Below are 19,008 nucleotides of genomic sequence, written 5' to 3' on the forward strand. Positions count from 1 at the left end.
TCGCTACGGCGCGACTAACGGCGCGCTCGCGAGCGGCTTCGTAACCGCCGAGCTACACCACCTGTGGGGACACGACCCGGGCGAGTCTGGGGAACACATACACTGAATGGGAACAGTGCAAGGCCGAAGCTCTTTAGCGCGGGAATGTTCCACAACTGGCCGCTTCTTGTGCTCTCGCCCATCATCTAAATGCAGCGGTTGGCCCCCATCCAGTTTTGTTGGTTTCGACCGCCAGCGCCCTGACCGGCGCAGGGAGCGTTCGGCGTTTGAGAAAGATGCGCACGGCATGGATGCGCGGCCGGATTTCCTCATTGGCGTTCCAGCATTTTGGTGGACTCAAAGGTGCATCTGGTGCTGGAGCGGGAGGCAAAAGAAAGATCAGCGTGCATTCGATGGTCTCTTCGACCCAGCTCGTCAGTCGCGGATAGGGGGCCGACCATTTGCCAAAGCCATGCGGCAAGATCGGCCCAGCCTCAGCGACATCGCGCCGGTCGTGGGACCATCTGAGTTCCGGCAGGCAATGGTCGTCAGGCTTGCGCGGCAGGTGATCGAGCGATTCCTGAGGAACCGCACATAGCAGCGCTGCCCGGCGGCGTCCGGGATCACCGATTGCGGCGAATCAGGCTGGCATGGTGGTTGGAGAGCCGACTCGACGCCCCTGCGACCGCGCCTCCAGTGCGACGAGGAAATCCCTCCAGGCCGAACGGCTTCCGCGATTGGCCATCTCCACGGCCAAGGTCTGGCGCCGCGAGGCGCGTGTACTCGACGGTGATAAGCCGATCCATGCGAAAGCCTTCTCCCAACTCGCGCGTTGTGTCCAGAGGAGTCTCACGAGGTCGGCGCAGTAGGCTAGCGCACTCAGACCAGGAGGATCGGCGCCGGTCGTGTTGATCACCGCGCGAGGCAGCTATCCCAATACCCGGGACTCCAAAGCTGCCTGTCCGGAAATGGTTCCTAAGTCGGCGCAACTGTGATGGCAGACCTGACCTGAACGGTCTGGCGCGCCACGAAAGTCTTGGAATTGCGCGGAACAATCGCATGCGCAGACCGTTGCCCAAAGCGATCTTCGACCTAGAATTTGCTCGTTGCAGCGATCACATAAGCCCCCCAACGAGGCCACTCAAATGGTTGGCGATTCAATTGAGGGCGACGCCATATTGGGTGAGGCCAAGCAATCTGCCATTGATGCCGTCCCGCGGCACCTGGTTGTCGTTTCGAACCGGCTCGGGAACATTCGCGACCTGTCGCAAGCCGGCGGGCTGGCAGTAGGTGTCGCGGACGCGTTGGCTGATCGTGGAGGTCTATGGCTAGGAGCAAGCGCCCTGTATCAGGACTCTGCCGCGAGTGACGAACCTCTGATCCAACTCGAACGCGTGGGGAGGATCGAGACGGCTGCGCTCACCCTGCCGCGCGAGGAGTATTCGCTGTACTACAACGGCTATGCCAACAGTACGCTATGGCCACTTTTCCACTACCGGCTCGACCTGGTGAATCACCGGGGAGAGTATCTACACGCCTATAGGCAGATCAATGCACGCTTCGCGAAGGCGCTCGCAGCACTGCACTTGGGGAACGACGACCTGGTTTGGGTCCACGACTACCATCTTATCCCCTTGGCGGCCGAGTTGCGGCGGCTGGGATTCCGGAATCGGATCGGCTTTTTCCTTCACATACCCTTCCCGCCGCCTGACCTTTTTGCCGCCGCACCCGATCACGAAGAACTCATCGATGATCTGCTTGAGGATGACGTGCTGGGTTTCCAGACCGAGACGGACGTGATGAATTTTCGGCGATCGGTGCAGGCGACCAGTCCCACCACCTTTGATATCAATGGCGCGGCTGAGGCCAATGGCCGGACAGTCTTGTCACGGTGCTTTCCGATTGGCATCGACGTTGATTCCTTCGCACGCATGGCTAACGAGGCGGCGGAGGATGTCCAGATTGATTCCATGCGCCGCCAGATTTTGGGCCTTAAGCAAATCATCGGTGTGGACAGGCTGGACTACTCCAAAGGTCTGCCCGGCCGCATGCAGGCCTTCGCCCGGCTTCTGGAAAGGCACCCCGAACACGAACGGGCGGTAACCTATTTGCAGATTGCTTCGCCTACACGCGAGGAGGTGAGCGCGTATGCTGACATACGGGCACAGCTCGAAGCAACCTCTGGCTCGGTGAACGGAAGATACGCGGATTTGGCTTGGACACCGATCCGCTACATCCATCGAGCCGTCCCACGCTCACGGCTAGCTGGCCTATTGCGCGCTAGTCAGGTCGGGTTGGTCACGCCTTTGCGTGATGGAATGAACCTGGTGGCAAAAGAATACATTGCTGCTCAGGACCAAGCCAATCCCGGAGTGCTTGTATTGTCGCGTTTCGCGGGCGCGGCTGAGGAGCTTGCGGAATCCTTGATCGTGAACCCGTATGTGATCGACGAGGTTGCTGACGCGATCGCAAGCGCGCTCGCCATGCCACTTGACGAGAGGATTGCAAGGCACGGTGCATTGCTCAAGCGCATCAGACGCAATGACGCAGCAAAATGGCGGCGGTCATTTCTCGCCACGCTCGCGGACGAGGACTAGCGTCCCAGGCATTTGCCGCCTGAAGCGCCCGCGGCGCCACAACTGTTCCCGAACCGGTCCCTGCGGGTCCCACCCGCAACCGGCCAGAGTCGTATTGCGGCCTAAGCTGTCTAGCGGCGACCGCCCGATGTCGGCAGTAGAGACGAACGTTGCCTTCCCCGCGGAGAGCATCTCGATCTGATTTTGATGGGACGGATAGCTGGCTTCCGCTGCGCTGCGTGATCGTCGCTCAGGCTGAAATCGAGGGCGGCTGTTCGCCGCCCCCGGCTAAGCTCAGCGGTCGCGTCTTCCACTGGCGCGCTCCAGATCAGCCCCCGTATAGGCATCAGCCGCCGGATTGAATCCGGTCCAGCCGCCGGCTTCGTATTCCTTGCGCCGACCGGCGATATCGACCGAATTGTATTGGCTGAGGATCTGTTCCGCGTTCGGAACGAGATTGTCCTCGACCTTGGCAGTGACCAGCGTTCCACCGCGGCGAATGCCTTCCGCGTAGACGTGAGCATCGTTTTCCGGCACGCCGGCTTCCGTCATTGCGCCGATGATACCGCCCGCAGCACCCCCGACGACGGCACCACCCACGGCGCCGACAGCGGTGGCAGCCAACCATCCGGCGGCAACCACGGGCCCGACCCCGGGGATAGCCATCAAGCCCAACCCGGTGAGCAGTCCGCCGGCACCGCCAACTACGGCGCCCACGCCTGCTCCTGTCGCGGCATCTTCCCCAGCTTCGGAAGCTTCAGCCTCGTGCCAGCCTGTCGCGTTGTTGGCTACGATGCTGATGTCCGAGCGGGGCACACCCGTGGCCTCAAGTTCCCCCACGGCATCGCTGGCGTCGTCATAATTGTCGAAGAGTCCTGTTATCGTTTTCATTTGAATGGTCCTTGGTTTCTGATCAGTTGGCGCCGGCAACAACGTTGCCTTGGTAGTCAAGCGCGATAGGCGTCGATTTGCCGTCCTTGCTCGCGGTACCACGCCAGATGCCCTTGTCGTCCTTCGTCAGTGCGGAGACGTCGGCGTAACCCGCCTTCTCAATGGCGCTCTTGGCCTGGTCCTCGGTGAAGCTGTTGGCGCCCGGCACCGGCGCCGCTGGATCAGTGGCATCCGTGTTGGTGACGGCTGGGGTGGTGCTGTCGGAAGCTGACGCCGAAGCTGCGACCTTTTCGATCATTTCCTGATGCATCTTGAGCGTCGGCAACGTGTCGGCTGCGAACGATTTCAGAGCGGCGTTGTCGCCGTCCTTTGCATATCCTTCGAACAGGCTCACAGCGTCGTCATGGGCCGCCTTCTGCATCTTCGCATAGGATGCATCGACGGGCGCCGCAGCCGACTGAAGCTTGTCGACATCGGCCTTGTGCGGGGAATCCAGGTCCGATGGGACCTGCAACTTTTGCTCACCGGCAATACTCTCGAGTTTGGCATTGGCGGCCCCATGATCGGAGATCATTTTTTGAGCGAAATCCTTGAGGCTCTGATCCTGGAGCTTGTCCTGGGCGACCTTGCTCGACTGCACCTCGAACATGCCGCCGATCGCTGCCTTGGTTACGAAATCTTGGGCCGTTTCTGCGGCCAGCGCAGGCAGCGCAAACACCATTGCTGTGGCGACCGATAACGATGCCCAGCGGAGACTGTTCTTCATGAATGGGTTCCTTGATTAGAGAGGACGATGCTCCCTAATGTCCAGGCGGAGGCTTTGTTCCGGACGCTGCCATCTACGCGCCGTTGTGCAGTTGGGGCGCGGACCTTGGTCACCGTCGTCCGGGACAATTGGTCGAGCGTGGCTCAGGGCGGTCGCCAGCGATCTCGAAAAAGCTTCATGGATGAGCCGTAGATAGCCGAGGGTGCCGCCGGAGCGGTACTATTCAACGATCTCGTCGTGCATCGCCTGGGTACCTGGATTCGTGCGGGTGGCCCGGACACAGGTGAGCTCGCCGGCAAGTGCCAATCTGGGCGACCCAGTCGCCGTGGTTAGGCGCAAAGATTACCAGGCTCTGATTGGCGAGCACCTTCAGCGCCTCGCGCACACCCGCCATGATCGTGATACCGGCGCCATCCAGAACTGCTCAGCACTGACGGCGAGCGAAGGGGTGAACCATTGGGGTTGCCATCAGACGTCCCCTTGGGCGACCCTACGCTTCCCGTCGAGGCTGTTCAGGAGGGCTACCAGATCGTCGGCGTAATCCTTGTCGAGACCGACAGCCGGTACGCCCCAGGCGTCGGCCGGCAACCCGGTGAACACGTCAAACACGGTCCAGGTTTTGTCCAGGTCCATCTTGAGGTCGTATCTTTGCGGTGCCATGCGAGAGGTCCCTTGGTCGGCTTGCACGAAACTGCCGAACTTTCCGGACGCTCATGTGGTTCCTTACTCGTGAAGGTCGAAGAGGACGACCTTTCCAATCGCTGAGGCCAACTGAACTACCTGTTCACATAGCTCGTTATCCGTCTCCATCTCGTCTAGCTCCTCCTTAAGGTCAGGACGCTTTGCTCGGATCAGCCCGACGGTCTTTTTTAGGGAGACAATGTCGCCTTCAAGGGATTCCTCGATGGCTTTCTGAATGATCGCTTCGGTGGACTTCGACAGGCGATCCACTGGGTACCTCCCAAGCTCCCTCTCGGGCACTATGGGGACAGCAGGGGAGAAATGAAACCATTAGCTAAATCTAATATAAGTTAGATCAAATCGACTCCGACGTCGGACAGCCGTATGGTGCAGCATCGGCGACACTGCATTTGGGAATCGCCGGCTGTGAGCGATCATCGCGCTTCCGCCCCACCGGCAGGACTCATGGCCAACACCAAGACCGAACACAGTATTGCCTACCCAGGCGACCTGACGCTCTAAAGCAGCTCTTTGATCGGGTTTGCGCTGAAGAATCGTATTCTGGAGGGTAGTGACCGCTCCCAGCAGCGGAGCCGTGTACGCAATAGCACTGTTCGCGAGCGGAGAAGTGGAAGAGGCAGTTCTTTACCAGAGCCTCCGAGAGGCTGCGCGCCATCACCATAAAAAGGATGTGCGACTCCGATACGGAGCACGCCACACGCATTGTTTCAGGCGTCGAACGCACGCGGCGCTGTCGCTCCGATCCGGCCGCAGACGAGACGTTTCTTGTGCAACCCACTACCTGCCTGCCGACGGCGCGCTGCCTTAAAGCGCGCAGAAGACCGCATTATTTGATAGAATTTCTGAGCGAAGGATCGGGGGCACGACTCTTCGCGGCTCAAAGCGGCAGGCCACGCGCCGCAGAAGGTTCGGCGGAGATCCGTCACCAGAAATCATAGCGTCGTGGCCTTCGCAGGCACGGGTACCTAGGCGGCCTGAACAATCTCGACCAGTTCGACGTCGAAGATCAGATCCTTTCCGGCCAACGGGTGATTGCCGTCGAGTTTGACTCTTGCGTCGTCCACGCCAACGACCGTTACCTGCATAGGGCGCCCCTCGCGGGTTCTGGCCTGTAACTGAGTACCGATATTGATGTTGATGTTATCCGGCACACGGACGCGCTCGATGCTCAAGACCGCTTCGGGACGGTGGGGACCATAGGCGGCGTCGGCGGGGACGGTGACGGTATTTTTCTCGCCCACCTCCATACCCTCGACATGGGTTTCAAGGCCGGGGATCACTTGCCCTTCACCTAGCGTGAATTGCAGCGGCTCACCACCGGAAGCATCGAATTGAGTGCCGTCGGCTAGACGTCCAGTATAGTTGATGCGCACGGTGTCGCCATTCTTGGCCTGCGTCATGACAGTCATCCTTTGGGGTTTTTAACGGACCGGCTAGCGTTCACGGTCCCGTTTTCGATCATCCGCGCACTAAGATGCACGGCGCGAAACTCTAAAACTAGGGGCTTGCCTGCCGATGTAAACCCACAACACCGATTGAGCTATGTGACACCCGTTGGCGTTCACCGCCGCCTATTCGGCGACATTGATTTGCGCGACCTGGCGGCCGACTTGAGGCCGGACACGGTATGGCTAGTTTGTGCAGATTGCCTTCAACAGCCTAAAGTCGGCTTCTGGCCAAAATGCAGCATCCGAGTAGCGGGTTGGCGATGTCGCGCGACCTGCTCGTCGGAAGATGACTTAGCCAACTTCCCATCTTTTTCCTGCGGTTTGCATTCCCGGCGGTCAAGTGAATCCCATCCCCGGCATCCTTACCCGGCTTGGCCGCTATCCACGTCGTCGGGTCAAGAAGCGGCACTGATTGCAACTGGCTTGGCCGTAAGACATGCGAGCAACGGTGCGATTTCCCCCATCTTGAGCAAGGCCACCGATTGGATGAGTTTGTCGAGTTCGGCTTGCGAAAGGATGTCCCATCCGAGGTCGTGGAGCTTCTCCTCGACGGCGGATTGGTCCATCGGATTGTTGGCGTCGCCGAGTGGACGCGGCACATCCGCGGTTCGCTCGTATCCACCGACAACCATTGTAACTCGCGCCGGCGTGCCTTGCGGGAATATGCCGGCAAATTCGTCAGGGTAGCGAACCTCCACTCTTTGAGCGAGTTCCACCACCTGCGGATCTGAAAGGGAGTGGGGGCGAAGCGGCCGAAACGCCTCCGCGCCGCGCAACGCTGCGAGTGCAGCAGCAAAGGGAACCGAGAACTGTCCCCCCTCGAGCGATTTTGGCGCGTATTCGTTAGGGAGTTTGCGTGCTTCGGGAAAGATGTCGACCGCAATGCGGCCTATCGGTTCATCTGTGCCGCGGCCTGCGACCAGCGCGAGCACGGCATCGATTACGGGGTGTGTATAGCGGCAAGACGCATAGGGCTTGAGATAGGTCTCGCTGATCAGCCAGCGGCTACCCAAATCAGCGGTGATTGCACCGACATTGTAGGCATGAGCGCGGTCTAGCATGTCGATCGAGCCGCTCATCCCACAGCTGGCGCGCTCGACCGCGAACAGCGCGGCAACCGTCGACCAGGGACTGCTGCCCTTGACGGAGCTTGCCTGGCAATCGCCTTGCGGCAGATTTTGCGGTGCCTCGGCACCCGCTATCGCGAGTGCATGGGCAAGCTGATCCGTGTGCATCTTGCGCAGCCATCCAATGGCGGCCGCCACTCCAAACCCGGTCCACTGACCACTGGCAAAGCTCATTGTGTCGGAAAAGCGTCGCGCAGCCGCAATGCGCAAGGCGACGTCATATCCAATGGCCGTCGCTGCAAGCACCTCATGACCGTCACTGCCAAGCTTTGCCGCTTCCATCAGGACGGCTGGAATGATGCCAGCCCCCGGATGACCTGCCGCAAGACAATGGCCGTCATCGACATCAAGCGAGCTCGCTGCAGCGCAATTGGCAAACAGGGCGCCAAGATAATGCAACCCTCCTTCGGCGAACCAAGCGTGTGCGCCGCCGGACCCGAAACAAGCCTTCGCGGCGATGCGTGAGAGCCTGGCATTGTCGGTCGGCACCCCGCCAATCAGCGCGGCGAGGGTGTCGAGGATGGCCCGTTGGCTCTTTTCGACGACCTCGTCTGAAAGGTGCTCGTAGCGCACATTGCTGACGAAGCCGGCCAGCTGTTCGGCAATTAACTGCATCGATCTCTCCAAAGAAAAATATACCTAGTATACCTTGTCTTCTGGCATGGAAAGGCTGGCCGTGAAATTTCTTTTCAGCCGTCGCTTTGCAGACGGTGGAACGTCAAGATGTGCTGGTCACCGATGGCACCGCGAAAGATCGATCCGGTGTCGACGAACCCCGCCTTGAGATAGAGCGACTTGGCGGGCAGGTTGCGTGCGTTGACTGCAAGCATCAGTTCCTTGACCTCGGGCCGGTTCCGCCGTACCCAGGAGATGGCCAGAACCACTCCCGCCCTACTAAATCCTTTTCCTTGGCACGCGGAAGAAATCCGGAAGCTGTGCAGTGTCACAGCGCCGCGCGGCGCCCACTCTGGCAGAGCCTGTTTCTCTCGCAAGATGAAGAACCCTACCGTCTTTTTGGAGATGATAATCGCGAAGGCATGTTCCTGGTCAGGATACCGGCTGGCTTCCAGACCGGCGAAAACCGCATCCACCGAGCCGGCGAACTGCTCCTGTCCTGGATCGAGCATTAGTTTCTTGATAGCGGCACGCTCCAAGACCGTTACTGGTCGCAGCTTGATCGGATCTGGACGGACCGCGTCTGGAAACGCTAACGGCTGCCGACATGACGCCTTGCCGGATCCCGATCGCGACCTCATCGATCGATCCTTCGCATTGCCGCGCTCCGCTGCATCCATAAGATCGCACCGCTGCCGCAAGCAAACACGCAGGCAAGACCGAGGAAGATGTGCCGGGCAGGAACACCCGAGGCGAGCGTTGGAAGAAGGTAGACGCCGATAGCGACCACTCCGATGGCGGCCTCGATGTTGCTTCTGACACGGCCGACCATTCGAGTTGAAACGGTCTTCAGAATCGTCACATCGCTCCCGGCCCGAACCATCATGAAAGACAGGCCTATCAGGCCTTGCCAGAACACGGCCTGCGCCGTGGTTTGAGAGGTGGACAAAGCAGCAGTGGCCGCGGCGAGAAGGATAGTTCCCACGGCAACAAGGATCCTTTCCTGCGCAAGACCGGAGAGCCACATCAAGGTAATGCTTCCGACCAAGCCCCCACCCGAATACGTCGCAGCGAGCCAGCCATAGGGGCCGGGCGACAGCTTGAGCTCGTAACGTGCGAAGCCGGCCAGCAGAGCATTGGATGCATGCGCCGATGCATAGGCCAGCAACAGCGCACACCCCGCAACCCTGAGGTGGGGGTTTCTCACAGTCTCGAAAAGACCCCCCATCAGGTCCTGCATGTGCGGACTATGCTGCACCGGGGAGGCGTGATCTTCCTCTATGAGAAGACCAGCGAGCGCAGCGGCCATGAAGGAAAAGGCCGCGCAGACGACGAGACTGCTGGCCAAGCCCGATAAGGACAGGCAGAGGCCGCCTGCCGCGGCGCCGACGATATTTCCGACCTGGCTGAAGAAAATGCCCAGCGAGACGGTCCGCGTCACAAAATGCGCGCCCGCCAGCTGCAGCAACGCTTGGCTGCTCGGATAGGAAAATAGCGATCCGATCGAGACAAAACATGCCGTGGCGTAAAGGATACAGATCGGCGTGCGTTCGGGAGAACACGACCAGACGATCAACGCCAAAAGCCCGATACCGGCGCCATGGATCATCTCTCCCGTAGCAAACATCGTCCGCCGGCGGGAGCGATCTATCAGTGGCCCGATGAAGGGACCAACGGTGAAGGCCAGCAGTTGCCAGCAGATCAGGACCTTGCCGACCGAAGCGATGTCACCACTGATCTGCAGCGCAAACCAGGAAACCAGGACGATGTACATGCTGCGCGCGCATTGCATCGTGAACAGCATCGCGTAGATCGGGCTAACCGGCTGGTGCACCAACGCTGGATACCGAAACATTGGCCACCAACCTTCAAAACAGTATGACCGTTGCTTCGCCCGCTATGCGGGCTGGTTGCGGAAGCTGGGGCCGAGCACCGGGTTTTCTCGCTGCATTTGCCCGTCTTGGGTCTCGATCCTCGGCGCACCAACGCCGTGGCCTCGCGCTTTCGTTTGTCCGACCGACCGGCCGCCGTGAGCGGAAGCCTCTCGGCCCGATTACGACTTAGCTGCCGGTCCGGCATCATCCCCATCGCCAGCATGCGCCAACACCTCATGGAGCGTTCTGCGCTCCCAGGGCAGCCGCGACCACCTAGCCATTCTCGACCTGGGCGAGCTGACTGTTGTTGGGCCTTCGGCCGGTCGTTTGCTCCATCCGGCGACCGCCTTTAGCCACTCGTGGTCGTAGACGGTTTCGACGTATCTGTGTCCCTCGTCGGGGAACAGCGCCACGACCGTCTTTCCGGGATTGGCCTCAGCCCACCATCGAGCAACCCGATAGGCAGCTCCACTGGTCGGCCCCATGAAAAGACCATGCTTTCGATGAAGATCGTGCGTGGCATGAAAGGCCTCCGCCGGCGTAACCCAGTGCACCTCGTCGAACTGGCGGTGATCGACATTTCGCGGGAGAATGTTGCCTCCAAGGCCGCTCAGGTTGAGTTTGCCGCTCGGCTGGCCGAACAAGACGCTGTTCGGTGTGTCGACACCGATCGCGTAGAGGTCGGCGAACAACGTCCGCAGGTAGCAGGATATGCCGCTCACGGAGCCACCCGATCCGACAGGACCAACCAGGCAGTCGACCTTTCCGAGCCTATCTATGAACTGTTCGGCGACCTTGGCGTAAGAGATCGGATTGTCGGGATTGTCGTACTGCGAGGGCCAGTAGCTACCGGCAATGTCGCGCAAATGAATGTGCAGTCGGTCGAGCCGGGCCTGCTGAAGGCCGCCCGAGGCAGCCGGACTATCGACAATCGTAACATCGGCGCCGAGCTCGATCAGACGTCGATGAAGATGGCGATCGAGCGCCCAGTCGCTGACGAGGATCAGCCGGTATCCCTGCTGAACCGCCAGCATGGCAAGCGCGAGGCCAAACGTTCCCGACGAGGATTCGCAGATCGTGGCTTCAGGCTTCAATTGATCGCGTTCCACAGCCCGCTCGAGCATGAACCGGGCTGGCAGCAGCTTCATCAGGAAGAAGCTGGCGCCGAAAAGAGCTCCGCCGAGCGCCACAAGGCGCGGGCCCTCGAAATCTTCCAGCTTTCGCATCAGCGCACGGGTCGACATGGGTTACTCCTGCGTGCCAGGCGTTCAATGGCGAAAGATCGTCGGCTCGAAATTGGACTGACGCAGAGCGCCTGCCGCGCGATCGATGTTTACGGATGCATTCTGGTCTCTAGCGTCGAACATCAGTCCGACGACCGTGCCGCTGTGAGCGACCTGAACGCCAATGGCGCCGAAGCGGTCACCGACGGTTTCGATCTCTCTCAGCCGTGGTTTGGCAAGAAACCGCTCGTTGATCCGCGCGCTCGCCGTCGCAACCCTGCCCAGCATGCGGGCGTCCGCATTCTTGATGGCTGTTCGCAACAGGCTTCGAAGCGGCCGAAAGGTCTCGATCTCCAGGTGATCGTAACGCGCCGGCTCGAATTCAAGCGTATCGACCGTGAGCAGGGGGGTGGTATCGATGCTGATGAAGTCGATCGGCGGCAGCGGCTTGCGGAATGCCTCCATCACGATGCCGTCCCGGTGCGCAAACAGCACCGCTTGCTGCCTGAACAAAGTGGAGTCACAGGCCGTTTCCGCGCTGACCGCGAGCTGCATGACCTCATCCGACGCCGCATCGATCTCCAACCAATTCAATACCGCCAGGATGCTTGCCAGAACGTCGGCGGTGGAGGAGCCCATGCCACGGCCAATGGGGATGTTGCTATCCATCGAGAGATGGCCGCCGCTGCCGGGCCGGCCGAATGCATTGATGGTCAACTCGGCCGCGCGTCGAGCCTTCTCCCGCGAGGCTGGCCAGACAGTCACGTGATCGCTATCGTTTGCGCTGAACCTGGCTTTGGACCTCAGATGACGACAGGGCAGCGAGACCAGCGCGCGTCGCAACCGTGCGCCCTCATCCTCGAAAACGCCTTGAACCAGTTCCCCGTGATGGCCAATGGCTTCAGCGTATCCCGAGCCCTCAGACATGGGCATTCCTCCCTATACTTTAGCAACCACTTAAGTTACTCGGTGAATACTTTCGCAGGCCGGATCGTCTACAGCAACAACCAAGTTGATAATCTTTTGTATTCCAAAACGTTGCGAGTACATGACGCGCATTTATTTCCTCTTACATATTGGTCACAAATGTAGAGCCCGACCAGGCGGGCAGGGGCGGCTGCCGGCGTTCCTCGATATGTGCTGCGGGAATGATCAGGCCGACTGGTCTTCGAGCGCGTATCCGGCGAGCCTTACAGTGCGAATGGCAACGCTTCGTGATGACCGCCTGAGTAACTTTCGCAACTGGCTTATGTGAACATCGACCACGCGCGTGCTTACACTGGCGCTATTTGTCCAGGCCACGGCGATCAGCTCATCGCGGCTGAGCACCTTTTCCGGATTTTCCAGCATGTGGCGCAGCAACTTGAACTCGATTGGCCCGAGCGATATCTCCTTGCCGGCGCAGCGCACGCGATGGGTATCGAGCTGCATCTCGATATCGCTATATGCCAGCGACTTGCCACGCCGGGATCCCTGTTCCGATGCTTGGCCCACCGCCAGCCTGGCCCGCAGGTATTCGAGCAGCTTGGCCGGGGCAAACGGCCGGACAAAGCATTCGTCAATGCCAGACCTCAGCAGCTGAATGTGCTGAGCTTCCGCGCCGGGCGACACCAGAGCGACACAGGGGAGGGCGCCTGTGCGAGCATCCTGCTTGAGCCCGGCACTTTTGGCCCCCAGCTGATTGTCCGGTCGACAATCCAGCACCACGGCCCGAACCGGCATGTCCGCTGCAAGCTCCAGCACTTCATCGATGGAACCGGCCAGCGTACTGGCGAAGCCGTCGACCTCGAGAATGTGGCTGAGGAGCAGATAAAATTCCGCGTCCTTCGAGCAGATCACTATCAATGGCTTCATATGCGCAGCGTTAGGATCTTTCAGCTGCCATCAAGACGGGCTGGCTATATTCGAATCCCGCATTCCCAAAGGCCAGCATGCCAGAACAAGCCACCCAAAACAACAAAGCCCAAAAACGAGCTTGGCGTCGCAGCAAACATGCCGGCGGCCGGTCCGTGCTTCCCTCTACGGCAAATTCGAGTCCAGCGGCGGCCGCCGCCAAAAAAGACAGAGGGCGTATAAACCGAAATCCCGCGCGCGTCCGCAACGGCGGACAAGCCTCGCGCGTGGGATGGAGGAATTCCGCCTCGGCCGCGGTGGTGAACGGGACAGCCTAAGGAGCGTCAGCATAGCGACGGCTGAAAGCCTGGACGCGGGACTGACTGTCCCCGCCAAGGCGGTCCGCACACTGCACGATGGTCGAGGTAGGCCGTGGTATCTGTCATCGGCATCCCGCCGCAACGGATCTCGCCGGCGAACCGGAACCTATCGCCTGATCATTAATCTACTCCCAGGGGGAGCCCGATGGCCGGCGATGACCAGTTCGAAAGATGTTGCGGCCCGGAAAGCCTTACCGCGTGTTCTCGAAGGGCTGAAAGAGGCCCATCACGCCCGCAGGCTATTCATTGAGGCCGCACGAAGGGGATATTCTGGCTAAATGGGGCCCGCTGAGTTGAGCGGCAGCCGCCTTTTCATCGAGAGCCAGATAGGCTTACTCTAAGAAGGTCGCCCGGAGCCTTCCATGTGCAACGATTATGAACAGCATGTCCTGTGGTCTGAATACTGTCGGATGATGGCGTCGCTGGCGCTCAAAATCCCGGCGCACCAAACCGAACTCGATTTGCCGCAGGCGGATGACATCCGCATTAATGACCCGGCGCCAGTAATGCGCGGCGCCGGCGATGCGATTGAATTGGCATCGATGACGTTCGGATTTCCGCCGGCGGGCCCAAAGGGGGGACCGGTGTTCAACTTTCGCTCCGAAGGGAGGCAATTCGCAAACAGCAATCGATGCCTCATTCCGGCCTCCGGGTTCTTCGAGTTCACTGGTGCGAAATATCCGAAGGCGAAACATCGCTTTACGCTCAACGGCTCTCCATTTATGGCCATCGCAGGGCTTTGGCGTGAGGCCGCCGGCAACAAGCCGCCTACCTTCACCATGCTGACGACTGATCCCGGGCCCGATGTCGCACCATTTCATAATCGGCAGGTCGTTGTTCTTCAGCCGCAGAATTGGGCTGCCTGGATCAACCTGACGAAGCCCGAATCTGAACTCTTGCGGCCGCTTCCGGCGGGGTCGCTTAGAGTGGAAACGGTGCGCCCGCAAAGCGCGTAACACGAGGCCGATCCTGACGATCATTCCATGTCGGGTACGTCACCGCTGACGAAAAGCGTTGTAGGCGGGCCGTAGTCTCCAAGCGCTGGATCGGCATCGCGGCTCCATGCGATGACGCCGACATGCCTGGTAGCCAGCGCCTTGGCTGTACGAACTGCTCTTTCCTCGCTTTGCTGATCCGCCGGGCCGTAGGCGGCAAACAGATCGCCCTCGTTGCCGCGATCAAAGGCAATGACGACGATCAGCTTTGGCTTCTTCTGGCCAGGCAGGACATGGTCGGACATCATCTCTCCTTCGCATCAGCGCAAGGCCGGCTTTTCCGTCCCCGCTTCAAGCGCGTTTATTGCATCACAGACGGCTTGGCGCTTGGGTTCGACCGGCTCGTCAGGGTGGAAATGAGAAAGCGAAAGAGTGGTGAAGGCGACGGTTAGGTCACCGATGAGGTCTCGCATTTTGAACCGATCTTTGACCTCGGCCGCAATGCGCCAGGCCAAGATGGAATCCCTTCCGCTAAGCGTGTCTTTGCCGCCGCGCTCAAGATCTGCACGAAGCATCGCCAACGCGGTGACGCGGTCGACGAGTTGGGTTTCCGGATCGATCAGTAGCTCCAGGTCCACGTTTAGAGGCTTGCGTTCTTCAGGCCAGCCGGCACAGCACGCCTCCAGGGCAGCGGTATGGGCTTGGCCCCATGCTTGTGCGCCAGCGCCGGCTCGGCGGTCCAACCCATCTTCCGGAAAGCCGTTTATATCCCAGCCTTCGAGTGCAAAGGCGCCTTGTGCCGCTTCCTCGGCTGTGAAACCGGCGCGCTCCAAAGCCGCCTCGGCGGCCGCGATGCCGCGCGAAATCTCCTCAGGCGATGCGTCTGGGACCGTCAAAACCAGGTCCATGTCTGCCTCCTGTAGCTGTTTTAGCTAAAGTGAACGAAAAGAGAACATTGAGTCAAGACTGCTCTTGACGAGGAAGGAATATGTTCCTTATTCCTGAATGGCATCTGAGCAGGAAAGAGCCATGGGAAAGCGCCAGAACGCGCCGGCCAGCGAAGCTATGTCCGAACTGGAAAACCTGGCTGAGCAGGCAATAGCCGCAGCCGGCGGCGATGTCTTGGTCGCGTTGCTGAATGTCCTTACCAGGAACAACGACCTTGAACGGGAACTGGGCTTGTCCCGGGCCGCAGTCTCGAACGGCTATTCTCGCGGCTGGCATAAGGCGCGGGTTCAATGACGAAAACGGCGGAAGACAATTTCCGGATCGAAGTCTGGGATCGAGAGGAGAAAACCCATCTCGAAACCGTATGCCGATCTCCGGACGCGGTGGTCAGCCAGGCAGCTTGGCAGGCAGCCATTCGGCGCCGGCCCGGAATGCTGCTGATCCACTACAACAGCCGCCATGTCATGGAGAAGATCATCACTCCGGGCGAGGTGAAGATTCCACCGCAGACTGTTATCGACGGCAGCATTCATGCGGGGTTGGACGTTTCACTTGGAGATCTGCGCGAATGGCACGCGTTGCGAGCTTGGTGCAAACGCTGCTCGCATTATGCAGAGGTGAAGCCAGCCGCACTTATTCGGCGGTACGGCAAGGACGCGCTGTTCAGCTCCGTTGAGAGGGCGCTTGTCTGCACGAGCTGCGATCGAGGCGGTCCGGTGAGACTGGAGATTCATAAGCTGCCGCGGAATTGAACCGGCTCCTGAGGGATCGGACAAGAAACGGCGAAGGTCCTAGTGTTGCCTGCGCCAATTCCAGGGCTTGTCGAATGAGCCGGCCCACAGGCCGCGCTTTGCGGTCCTGGCTTCCTGCTCGGCTCCAACGTAGAAGCCGGCACTGTATTTCGGCCAATCAAGCGCATAGCCCTGCCTGACCATCCATTCGCCGATATCGACGCCTGCGGCGGTGCAGACAGCGACCATGCGCCTGTAGCGATCGCGGTCGACTCCAATGCACGATGTTGGGCGATGCGCCTCGAGGAAATCCGCCAACACCAGAGACGCCTGCTGACCGCAACGGTACTTCTTGCCAGAGGCACTGGCGCAGATCTGAGCACTCTCCGGCGCGTCCATGCCATTGAGGCGAATCCGCTGTCCATGAATTTCGATCGTGTCGCCGTCCACGACTGACGGAATTCCCACCAGTGGTTCGGCCACGGAAGGCAAGGTGAGGCAGAGCAAGGCGGCCGACAAGCGGCAGATGCCAAGGGCGGGAAATCGCAGCATATCAGCCATCACACGCGCAGCCGGGCGCTTTGTGGCATCGCTTCTCTCGCGGGATGCAGCTATCACCACATGCCTGACCGGCCGAACAAGTCTTGCAACATCCCTCGACATGAACCGTCGACCAGGGCACCGGCGCCTGTGGGCGCCGCACGACCGACGCAGGATCCACCGGCATGAAAACGCCGCCGATCGCCAATGCGGCGATAATCCGAAACATGCTGCGCCTCCCACGACACTTCGGCTCTCTGCCAGCGACCTCGGTGATCCAAGACCCAGGTCTTACGTTCTCTTCTTCGCCTTCTTGGTAGGGGCGGTTCTTCCCTCATCTGGTTCCGCTACGCCGCAAACTGAACCGACATACAACTGAGCCCCGCCACGCGGCGGGGCTTCACCAAGGTCAGGCGGCTACAGCCTGGCACCTTGCCAGGGCAGTCCCTCAGGCTTTGACGGATGCCTTGCGCGTCTTCTTCAGCGGTGACTTGATTGACGCCGCAGGTGTTCTTGCGGCTGCAAAGCGCGCTGGTTTTTTTGTTTTCTCGTTCGCGGCTGGTGCGGGCGCCATCGCCTTTCGTCCAAGGCCTGCTGATTTCGCCAATGCCGAGCGAGTTGCCGTATAGTTCGGCGCCACCATCGGATAGTCAGCTGGAAGGTTCCACTTCAGGCGATACTCATTAGGGGTCAGATCGTAGTGAACTCGAATATGACGCTTGAGCGACTTGAACTTCTTCCCATCCTCAAGGCAGATAATAAAGTCTGGCGTCACCGACTTCCTGATCGATATTGCCGGTTCCTGCTTAACCACAGGCTCTATCGCCGGCGTGCCGATGCCTTTCAGAGCGGCATGAATATCGCCAATCAGCTTCGGCAACTCGCCGACCGGCAGCGGATTGTTCGAGACATACGCGGCGACGATGTCGGCCGCTATCGACACAGTATCCAGTTGGCCGTCTTGTTCGAGAGCAGTGGTCATATAGTTTCCTCTTACCGTATCGGACGAATTGATCGAGCTTTGACTTCCCATACCGCCAGTGAGACAAATAGTTCATTTCTCTCTACAAGCCACATCTTTTTCCCAGAAACTGCCGAAAAATACTGCTCCAACCTGGCCAAGCAGTTTGTCGATCATAGGCATGGAGCAGCAGTAATCGTCGACGAACCGCCCGGTTGCCCTGCCTTGGCACTGCCAGGCCGTTCTGTTGACCATTCCACATCAGCATCGATTGCTCCGGTCAGCGCCGGCAGCCTTTCGCATATATCCGAGCCTGCTATAACGAGCACTTCGACACGCGCCTGCGTTCATCAAGCTGAACTGACCAAAATGAAGACCAGCATCGATCATTTGCCGGAGCACAAGCAGGCGGAGCTCGCCCGCGTGATAGAGATCCTGCATGCCGAATTCGAGGACGCGCTGGCCGAGAGCAGCGCCGACTGGAAGAAGAGCGGCCGCATCCTGAAAATCATCCTGTTTGGTTCCTATGCCCGCGGCGACTGGGTCGACGAACCACTGACGATGAAGGGCTATCGCAGCGACTTCGATCTGCTGGTGGTAGTCAACAACAACAAGCTTTCCGACTTCGCCTACTGGTACAAGGCCAAGGACCGGCTCGAGCGCGATCGCGCGATCAAGACGCCAACCAGTTTCATCGTGCACAGCCGCCGCTTCGTCAACACGGCGCTCCACCAGGGGCAGTACTTCTTCACCGACATCCGCCGCGAGGGCATTGTCCTCTATGAGCTCGACAGTGAGCCGCTGGCAGAACCCCAAGCGCTTACACCGCAAGCGGCTTATCAGCGCGCCGAAGAGAACTTTCAAAACAGGCTTCCCGGCGTAAAACAATGGCTAGAGACTTTCGCGTTTCAGCTAGATAGATCCCGCATCGACGGCGGATGGAGGAAGGCCGCTGCATTTACGCTCCACCAATCCATCGAACATATCTATGCAACTCTCCTTTTGGTGCTCACCAACTACAGCCCGCCATCCCACAAGCTCACATTTCTGAGAGCCTTAGCCGAGGACCAGGATCGACGGTTGTCCGAGGCGTGGCCACGCGAACAGCAGCGCCATCGCGCCTGGTTCAACACATTGAATGAAGCTTACGTGAAGGCTCGCTATTCCAACCACTATCTAATCAGCGAGGAGGCGCTCGTCTGGTTGGGTGAGCGGACAGCGGAGCTCCACAAATGCGCCGAACTGGTATGTTTGCAGCACTTGAGGCGCATGAGAGAAGCCGCCGGGCCGTAGCTGCCCATGATCGCGAGGACGATCCGGTTGTTTGACCCGACGCGATGAAAGTTTTGCAGCGGGCACGGTGCCCGCTCCGCGATCTGAGAGTTCCTTACCGGATTGATCCGGACGAGATAATTTCTCATTCGAAGGGGAGGAGGACTGACAGTAGATCTAGCAGAAGGGCGGACGATCGTTCCATCA

General features: G+C 59.7%; 20 protein-coding genes. 5 read left to right on the forward strand and 15 right to left on the reverse strand.

Going from position 1 to position 19,008, the window contains the following annotated elements; genetic code table 11:
* Positions 1 to 1,124 precede the first annotated feature (1,124 nt).
* Positions 1,125 to 2,576 (forward strand): trehalose-6-phosphate synthase, encoded by a 1,452-nt coding sequence (locus FJ979_RS30450; protein ID WP_140584517.1) that lies wholly within the window; start codon positions 1,125 to 1,127, stop codon positions 2,574 to 2,576.
* 273 nt (positions 2,577 to 2,849) lie between these two features.
* On the opposite strand, the gene FJ979_RS30455 is transcribed toward FJ979_RS30450, so the two are convergent.
* The 11 genes from FJ979_RS30455 to FJ979_RS30505 all read right to left on the reverse strand — a co-directional run bounded on the left by FJ979_RS30455 (position 2,850) and on the right by FJ979_RS30505 (position 13,040).
* The gene (locus tag FJ979_RS30455; RefSeq protein ID WP_140560122.1) at positions 2,850 to 3,446 is read right to left on the reverse strand and encodes a general stress protein; all 597 of its coding nucleotides are present in this window, start codon (positions 3,444 to 3,446) and stop codon (positions 2,850 to 2,852) included.
* 22 nt (positions 3,447 to 3,468) lie between these two features.
* Positions 3,469 to 4,167, reverse strand: a complete 699-nt coding sequence (locus FJ979_RS30460; protein ID WP_246679391.1) for a DUF4142 domain-containing protein — start codon at positions 4,165 to 4,167, stop codon at positions 3,469 to 3,471.
* 513 nt (positions 4,168 to 4,680) lie between these two features.
* Positions 4,681 to 4,872 (reverse strand): hypothetical protein, encoded by a 192-nt coding sequence (locus FJ979_RS30465; RefSeq protein WP_140499755.1) that lies wholly within the window; start codon positions 4,870 to 4,872, stop codon positions 4,681 to 4,683.
* 63 nt (positions 4,873 to 4,935) lie between these two features.
* Positions 4,936 to 5,163, reverse strand: coding sequence for a hypothetical protein (locus tag FJ979_RS30470; protein ID WP_140499756.1), 228 nt, complete (start codon positions 5,161 to 5,163; stop codon positions 4,936 to 4,938).
* A gap of 716 nt (positions 5,164 to 5,879) precedes the next feature.
* Positions 5,880 to 6,314: a peptidylprolyl isomerase gene (locus FJ979_RS30475; protein ID WP_140499758.1), complete on the reverse strand. Its 435-nt coding sequence runs from the start codon at positions 6,312 to 6,314 to the stop codon at positions 5,880 to 5,882.
* A 443-nt stretch (positions 6,315 to 6,757) separates the two neighbouring features.
* Complete coding sequence (locus FJ979_RS30480) at positions 6,758 to 8,104, reverse strand: MmgE/PrpD family protein (RefSeq protein WP_140499760.1); 1,347 nt, start codon at positions 8,102 to 8,104, stop codon at positions 6,758 to 6,760.
* Between the two features lie 74 nt (positions 8,105 to 8,178).
* Entirely contained in the window at positions 8,179 to 8,745 is a 567-nt protein-coding gene (locus FJ979_RS30485; protein ID WP_181181824.1) for a GNAT family N-acetyltransferase, read from the reverse strand.
* A complete protein-coding gene (locus FJ979_RS30490; protein WP_181171897.1) occupies positions 8,742 to 9,908 on the reverse strand; it encodes an MFS transporter in 1,167 nt (388 codons plus the stop codon). Before FJ979_RS30490 ends, FJ979_RS30485 begins: the two co-directional genes overlap by 4 nt.
* Positions 9,909 to 10,157: 249 nt before the next feature.
* A complete protein-coding gene (locus tag FJ979_RS30495) occupies positions 10,158 to 11,168 on the reverse strand; it encodes a pyridoxal-phosphate dependent enzyme (protein WP_210240542.1) in 1,011 nt (336 codons plus the stop codon).
* A 78-nt stretch (positions 11,169 to 11,246) separates the two neighbouring features.
* Complete coding sequence (locus FJ979_RS30500; RefSeq protein ID WP_140499766.1) at positions 11,247 to 12,128, reverse strand: GHMP kinase; 882 nt, start codon at positions 12,126 to 12,128, stop codon at positions 11,247 to 11,249.
* 225 nt (positions 12,129 to 12,353) lie between these two features.
* Complete coding sequence (locus FJ979_RS30505) at positions 12,354 to 13,040, reverse strand: response regulator transcription factor (protein ID WP_181181028.1); 687 nt, start codon at positions 13,038 to 13,040, stop codon at positions 12,354 to 12,356.
* 736 nt (positions 13,041 to 13,776) lie between these two features.
* Here FJ979_RS30505 and FJ979_RS30515 point away from each other — a divergent pair.
* Complete coding sequence (locus FJ979_RS30515) at positions 13,777 to 14,370, forward strand: SOS response-associated peptidase (RefSeq protein ID WP_140584521.1); 594 nt, start codon at positions 13,777 to 13,779, stop codon at positions 14,368 to 14,370.
* A gap of 20 nt (positions 14,371 to 14,390) precedes the next feature.
* Here the strand turns inward: FJ979_RS30515 and FJ979_RS30520 are convergent, their stop codons facing one another.
* Together FJ979_RS30520 and FJ979_RS30525 are read right to left on the reverse strand one after the other, a co-directional pair.
* The gene (locus FJ979_RS30520; protein WP_140584522.1) at positions 14,391 to 14,654 is read right to left on the reverse strand and encodes a hypothetical protein; all 264 of its coding nucleotides are present in this window, start codon (positions 14,652 to 14,654) and stop codon (positions 14,391 to 14,393) included.
* Positions 14,655 to 14,669: 15 nt separating this feature from the next.
* Positions 14,670 to 15,257: a hypothetical protein gene (locus tag FJ979_RS30525; RefSeq protein ID WP_140584523.1), complete on the reverse strand. Its 588-nt coding sequence runs from the start codon at positions 15,255 to 15,257 to the stop codon at positions 14,670 to 14,672.
* Between the two features lie 121 nt (positions 15,258 to 15,378).
* On the opposite strand from FJ979_RS30525, the gene FJ979_RS30530 reads away from it, so the two are divergent.
* Both FJ979_RS30530 and FJ979_RS30535 read left to right on the forward strand, forming a co-directional pair.
* On the forward strand, positions 15,379 to 15,591 hold the full coding sequence (locus FJ979_RS30530) for a hypothetical protein (protein WP_140584524.1): 213 nt from the start codon (positions 15,379 to 15,381) through the stop codon (positions 15,589 to 15,591).
* Positions 15,588 to 16,049 carry a hypothetical protein gene (locus tag FJ979_RS30535; protein ID WP_140584525.1) on the forward strand — a complete coding sequence of 154 codons (462 nt, stop codon included), beginning with the start codon at positions 15,588 to 15,590 and terminating at the stop codon, positions 16,047 to 16,049. Before FJ979_RS30530 ends, FJ979_RS30535 begins: the two co-directional genes overlap by 4 nt.
* A gap of 39 nt (positions 16,050 to 16,088) precedes the next feature.
* On the opposite strand, the gene FJ979_RS30540 is transcribed toward FJ979_RS30535, so the two are convergent.
* Together FJ979_RS30540 and FJ979_RS30545 are read right to left on the reverse strand one after the other, a co-directional pair.
* On the reverse strand, positions 16,089 to 16,589 hold the full coding sequence (locus tag FJ979_RS30540; RefSeq protein ID WP_246679392.1) for a thermonuclease family protein: 501 nt from the start codon (positions 16,587 to 16,589) through the stop codon (positions 16,089 to 16,091).
* Between the two features lie 427 nt (positions 16,590 to 17,016).
* Positions 17,017 to 17,550, reverse strand: a complete 534-nt coding sequence (locus FJ979_RS30545) for a MucR family transcriptional regulator (RefSeq protein ID WP_140499779.1) — start codon at positions 17,548 to 17,550, stop codon at positions 17,017 to 17,019.
* 348 nt (positions 17,551 to 17,898) lie between these two features.
* Between FJ979_RS30545 and FJ979_RS30550 the strand changes: the two genes are divergently transcribed.
* The gene (locus FJ979_RS30550; protein ID WP_140584526.1) at positions 17,899 to 18,822 is read left to right on the forward strand and encodes a nucleotidyltransferase and HEPN domain-containing protein; all 924 of its coding nucleotides are present in this window, start codon (positions 17,899 to 17,901) and stop codon (positions 18,820 to 18,822) included.
* Positions 18,823 to 19,008 lie beyond the last annotated feature (186 nt).

Origin of the sequence: Mesorhizobium sp. B1-1-6, assembly GCF_006443035.1 — a bacterium.
GTDB lineage: Bacteria > Pseudomonadota > Alphaproteobacteria > Rhizobiales > Rhizobiaceae > Mesorhizobium.

What these genes read in the sequence shown, in the direction of transcription:
- FJ979_RS30450 (WP_140584517.1), top strand. Translation starts at nt 1,125, where the DNA reads ATGGTTGGCGATTCAATTGAGGGCGACGCCATATTGGGTGAGGCCAAG.
- FJ979_RS30455 (WP_140560122.1), bottom strand. Translation starts at nt 3,446, where the DNA reads ATGAAAACGATAACAGGACTCTTCGACAATTATGACGACGCCAGCGAT.
- FJ979_RS30460 (WP_246679391.1), bottom strand. Translation starts at nt 4,167, where the DNA reads ATGGTGTTTGCGCTGCCTGCGCTGGCCGCAGAAACGGCCCAAGATTTC.
- FJ979_RS30465 (WP_140499755.1), bottom strand. Translation starts at nt 4,872, where the DNA reads ATGGCACCGCAAAGATACGACCTCAAGATGGACCTGGACAAAACCTGG.
- FJ979_RS30475 (WP_140499758.1), bottom strand. Translation starts at nt 6,314, where the DNA reads ATGACGCAGGCCAAGAATGGCGACACCGTGCGCATCAACTATACTGGA.
- FJ979_RS30480 (WP_140499760.1), bottom strand. Translation starts at nt 8,104, where the DNA reads ATGCAGTTAATTGCCGAACAGCTGGCCGGCTTCGTCAGCAATGTGCGC.
- FJ979_RS30485 (WP_181181824.1), bottom strand. Translation starts at nt 8,745, where the DNA reads ATGAGGTCGCGATCGGGATCCGGCAAGGCGTCATGTCGGCAGCCGTTA.
- FJ979_RS30490 (WP_181171897.1), bottom strand. Translation starts at nt 9,908, where the DNA reads ATGCTGTTCACGATGCAATGCGCGCGCAGCATGTACATCGTCCTGGTT.
- FJ979_RS30500 (WP_140499766.1), bottom strand. Translation starts at nt 12,128, where the DNA reads ATGTCTGAGGGCTCGGGATACGCTGAAGCCATTGGCCATCACGGGGAA.
- FJ979_RS30515 (WP_140584521.1), top strand. Translation starts at nt 13,777, where the DNA reads ATGTGCAACGATTATGAACAGCATGTCCTGTGGTCTGAATACTGTCGG.
- FJ979_RS30520 (WP_140584522.1), bottom strand. Translation starts at nt 14,654, where the DNA reads ATGTCCGACCATGTCCTGCCTGGCCAGAAGAAGCCAAAGCTGATCGTC.
- FJ979_RS30525 (WP_140584523.1), bottom strand. Translation starts at nt 15,257, where the DNA reads ATGGACCTGGTTTTGACGGTCCCAGACGCATCGCCTGAGGAGATTTCG.
- FJ979_RS30530 (WP_140584524.1), top strand. Translation starts at nt 15,379, where the DNA reads ATGGGAAAGCGCCAGAACGCGCCGGCCAGCGAAGCTATGTCCGAACTG.
- FJ979_RS30535 (WP_140584525.1), top strand. Translation starts at nt 15,588, where the DNA reads ATGACGAAAACGGCGGAAGACAATTTCCGGATCGAAGTCTGGGATCGA.
- FJ979_RS30540 (WP_246679392.1), bottom strand. Translation starts at nt 16,589, where the DNA reads ATGGCTGATATGCTGCGATTTCCCGCCCTTGGCATCTGCCGCTTGTCG.
- FJ979_RS30545 (WP_140499779.1), bottom strand. Translation starts at nt 17,550, where the DNA reads ATGACCACTGCTCTCGAACAAGACGGCCAACTGGATACTGTGTCGATA.
- FJ979_RS30550 (WP_140584526.1), top strand. Translation starts at nt 17,899, where the DNA reads ATGAAGACCAGCATCGATCATTTGCCGGAGCACAAGCAGGCGGAGCTC.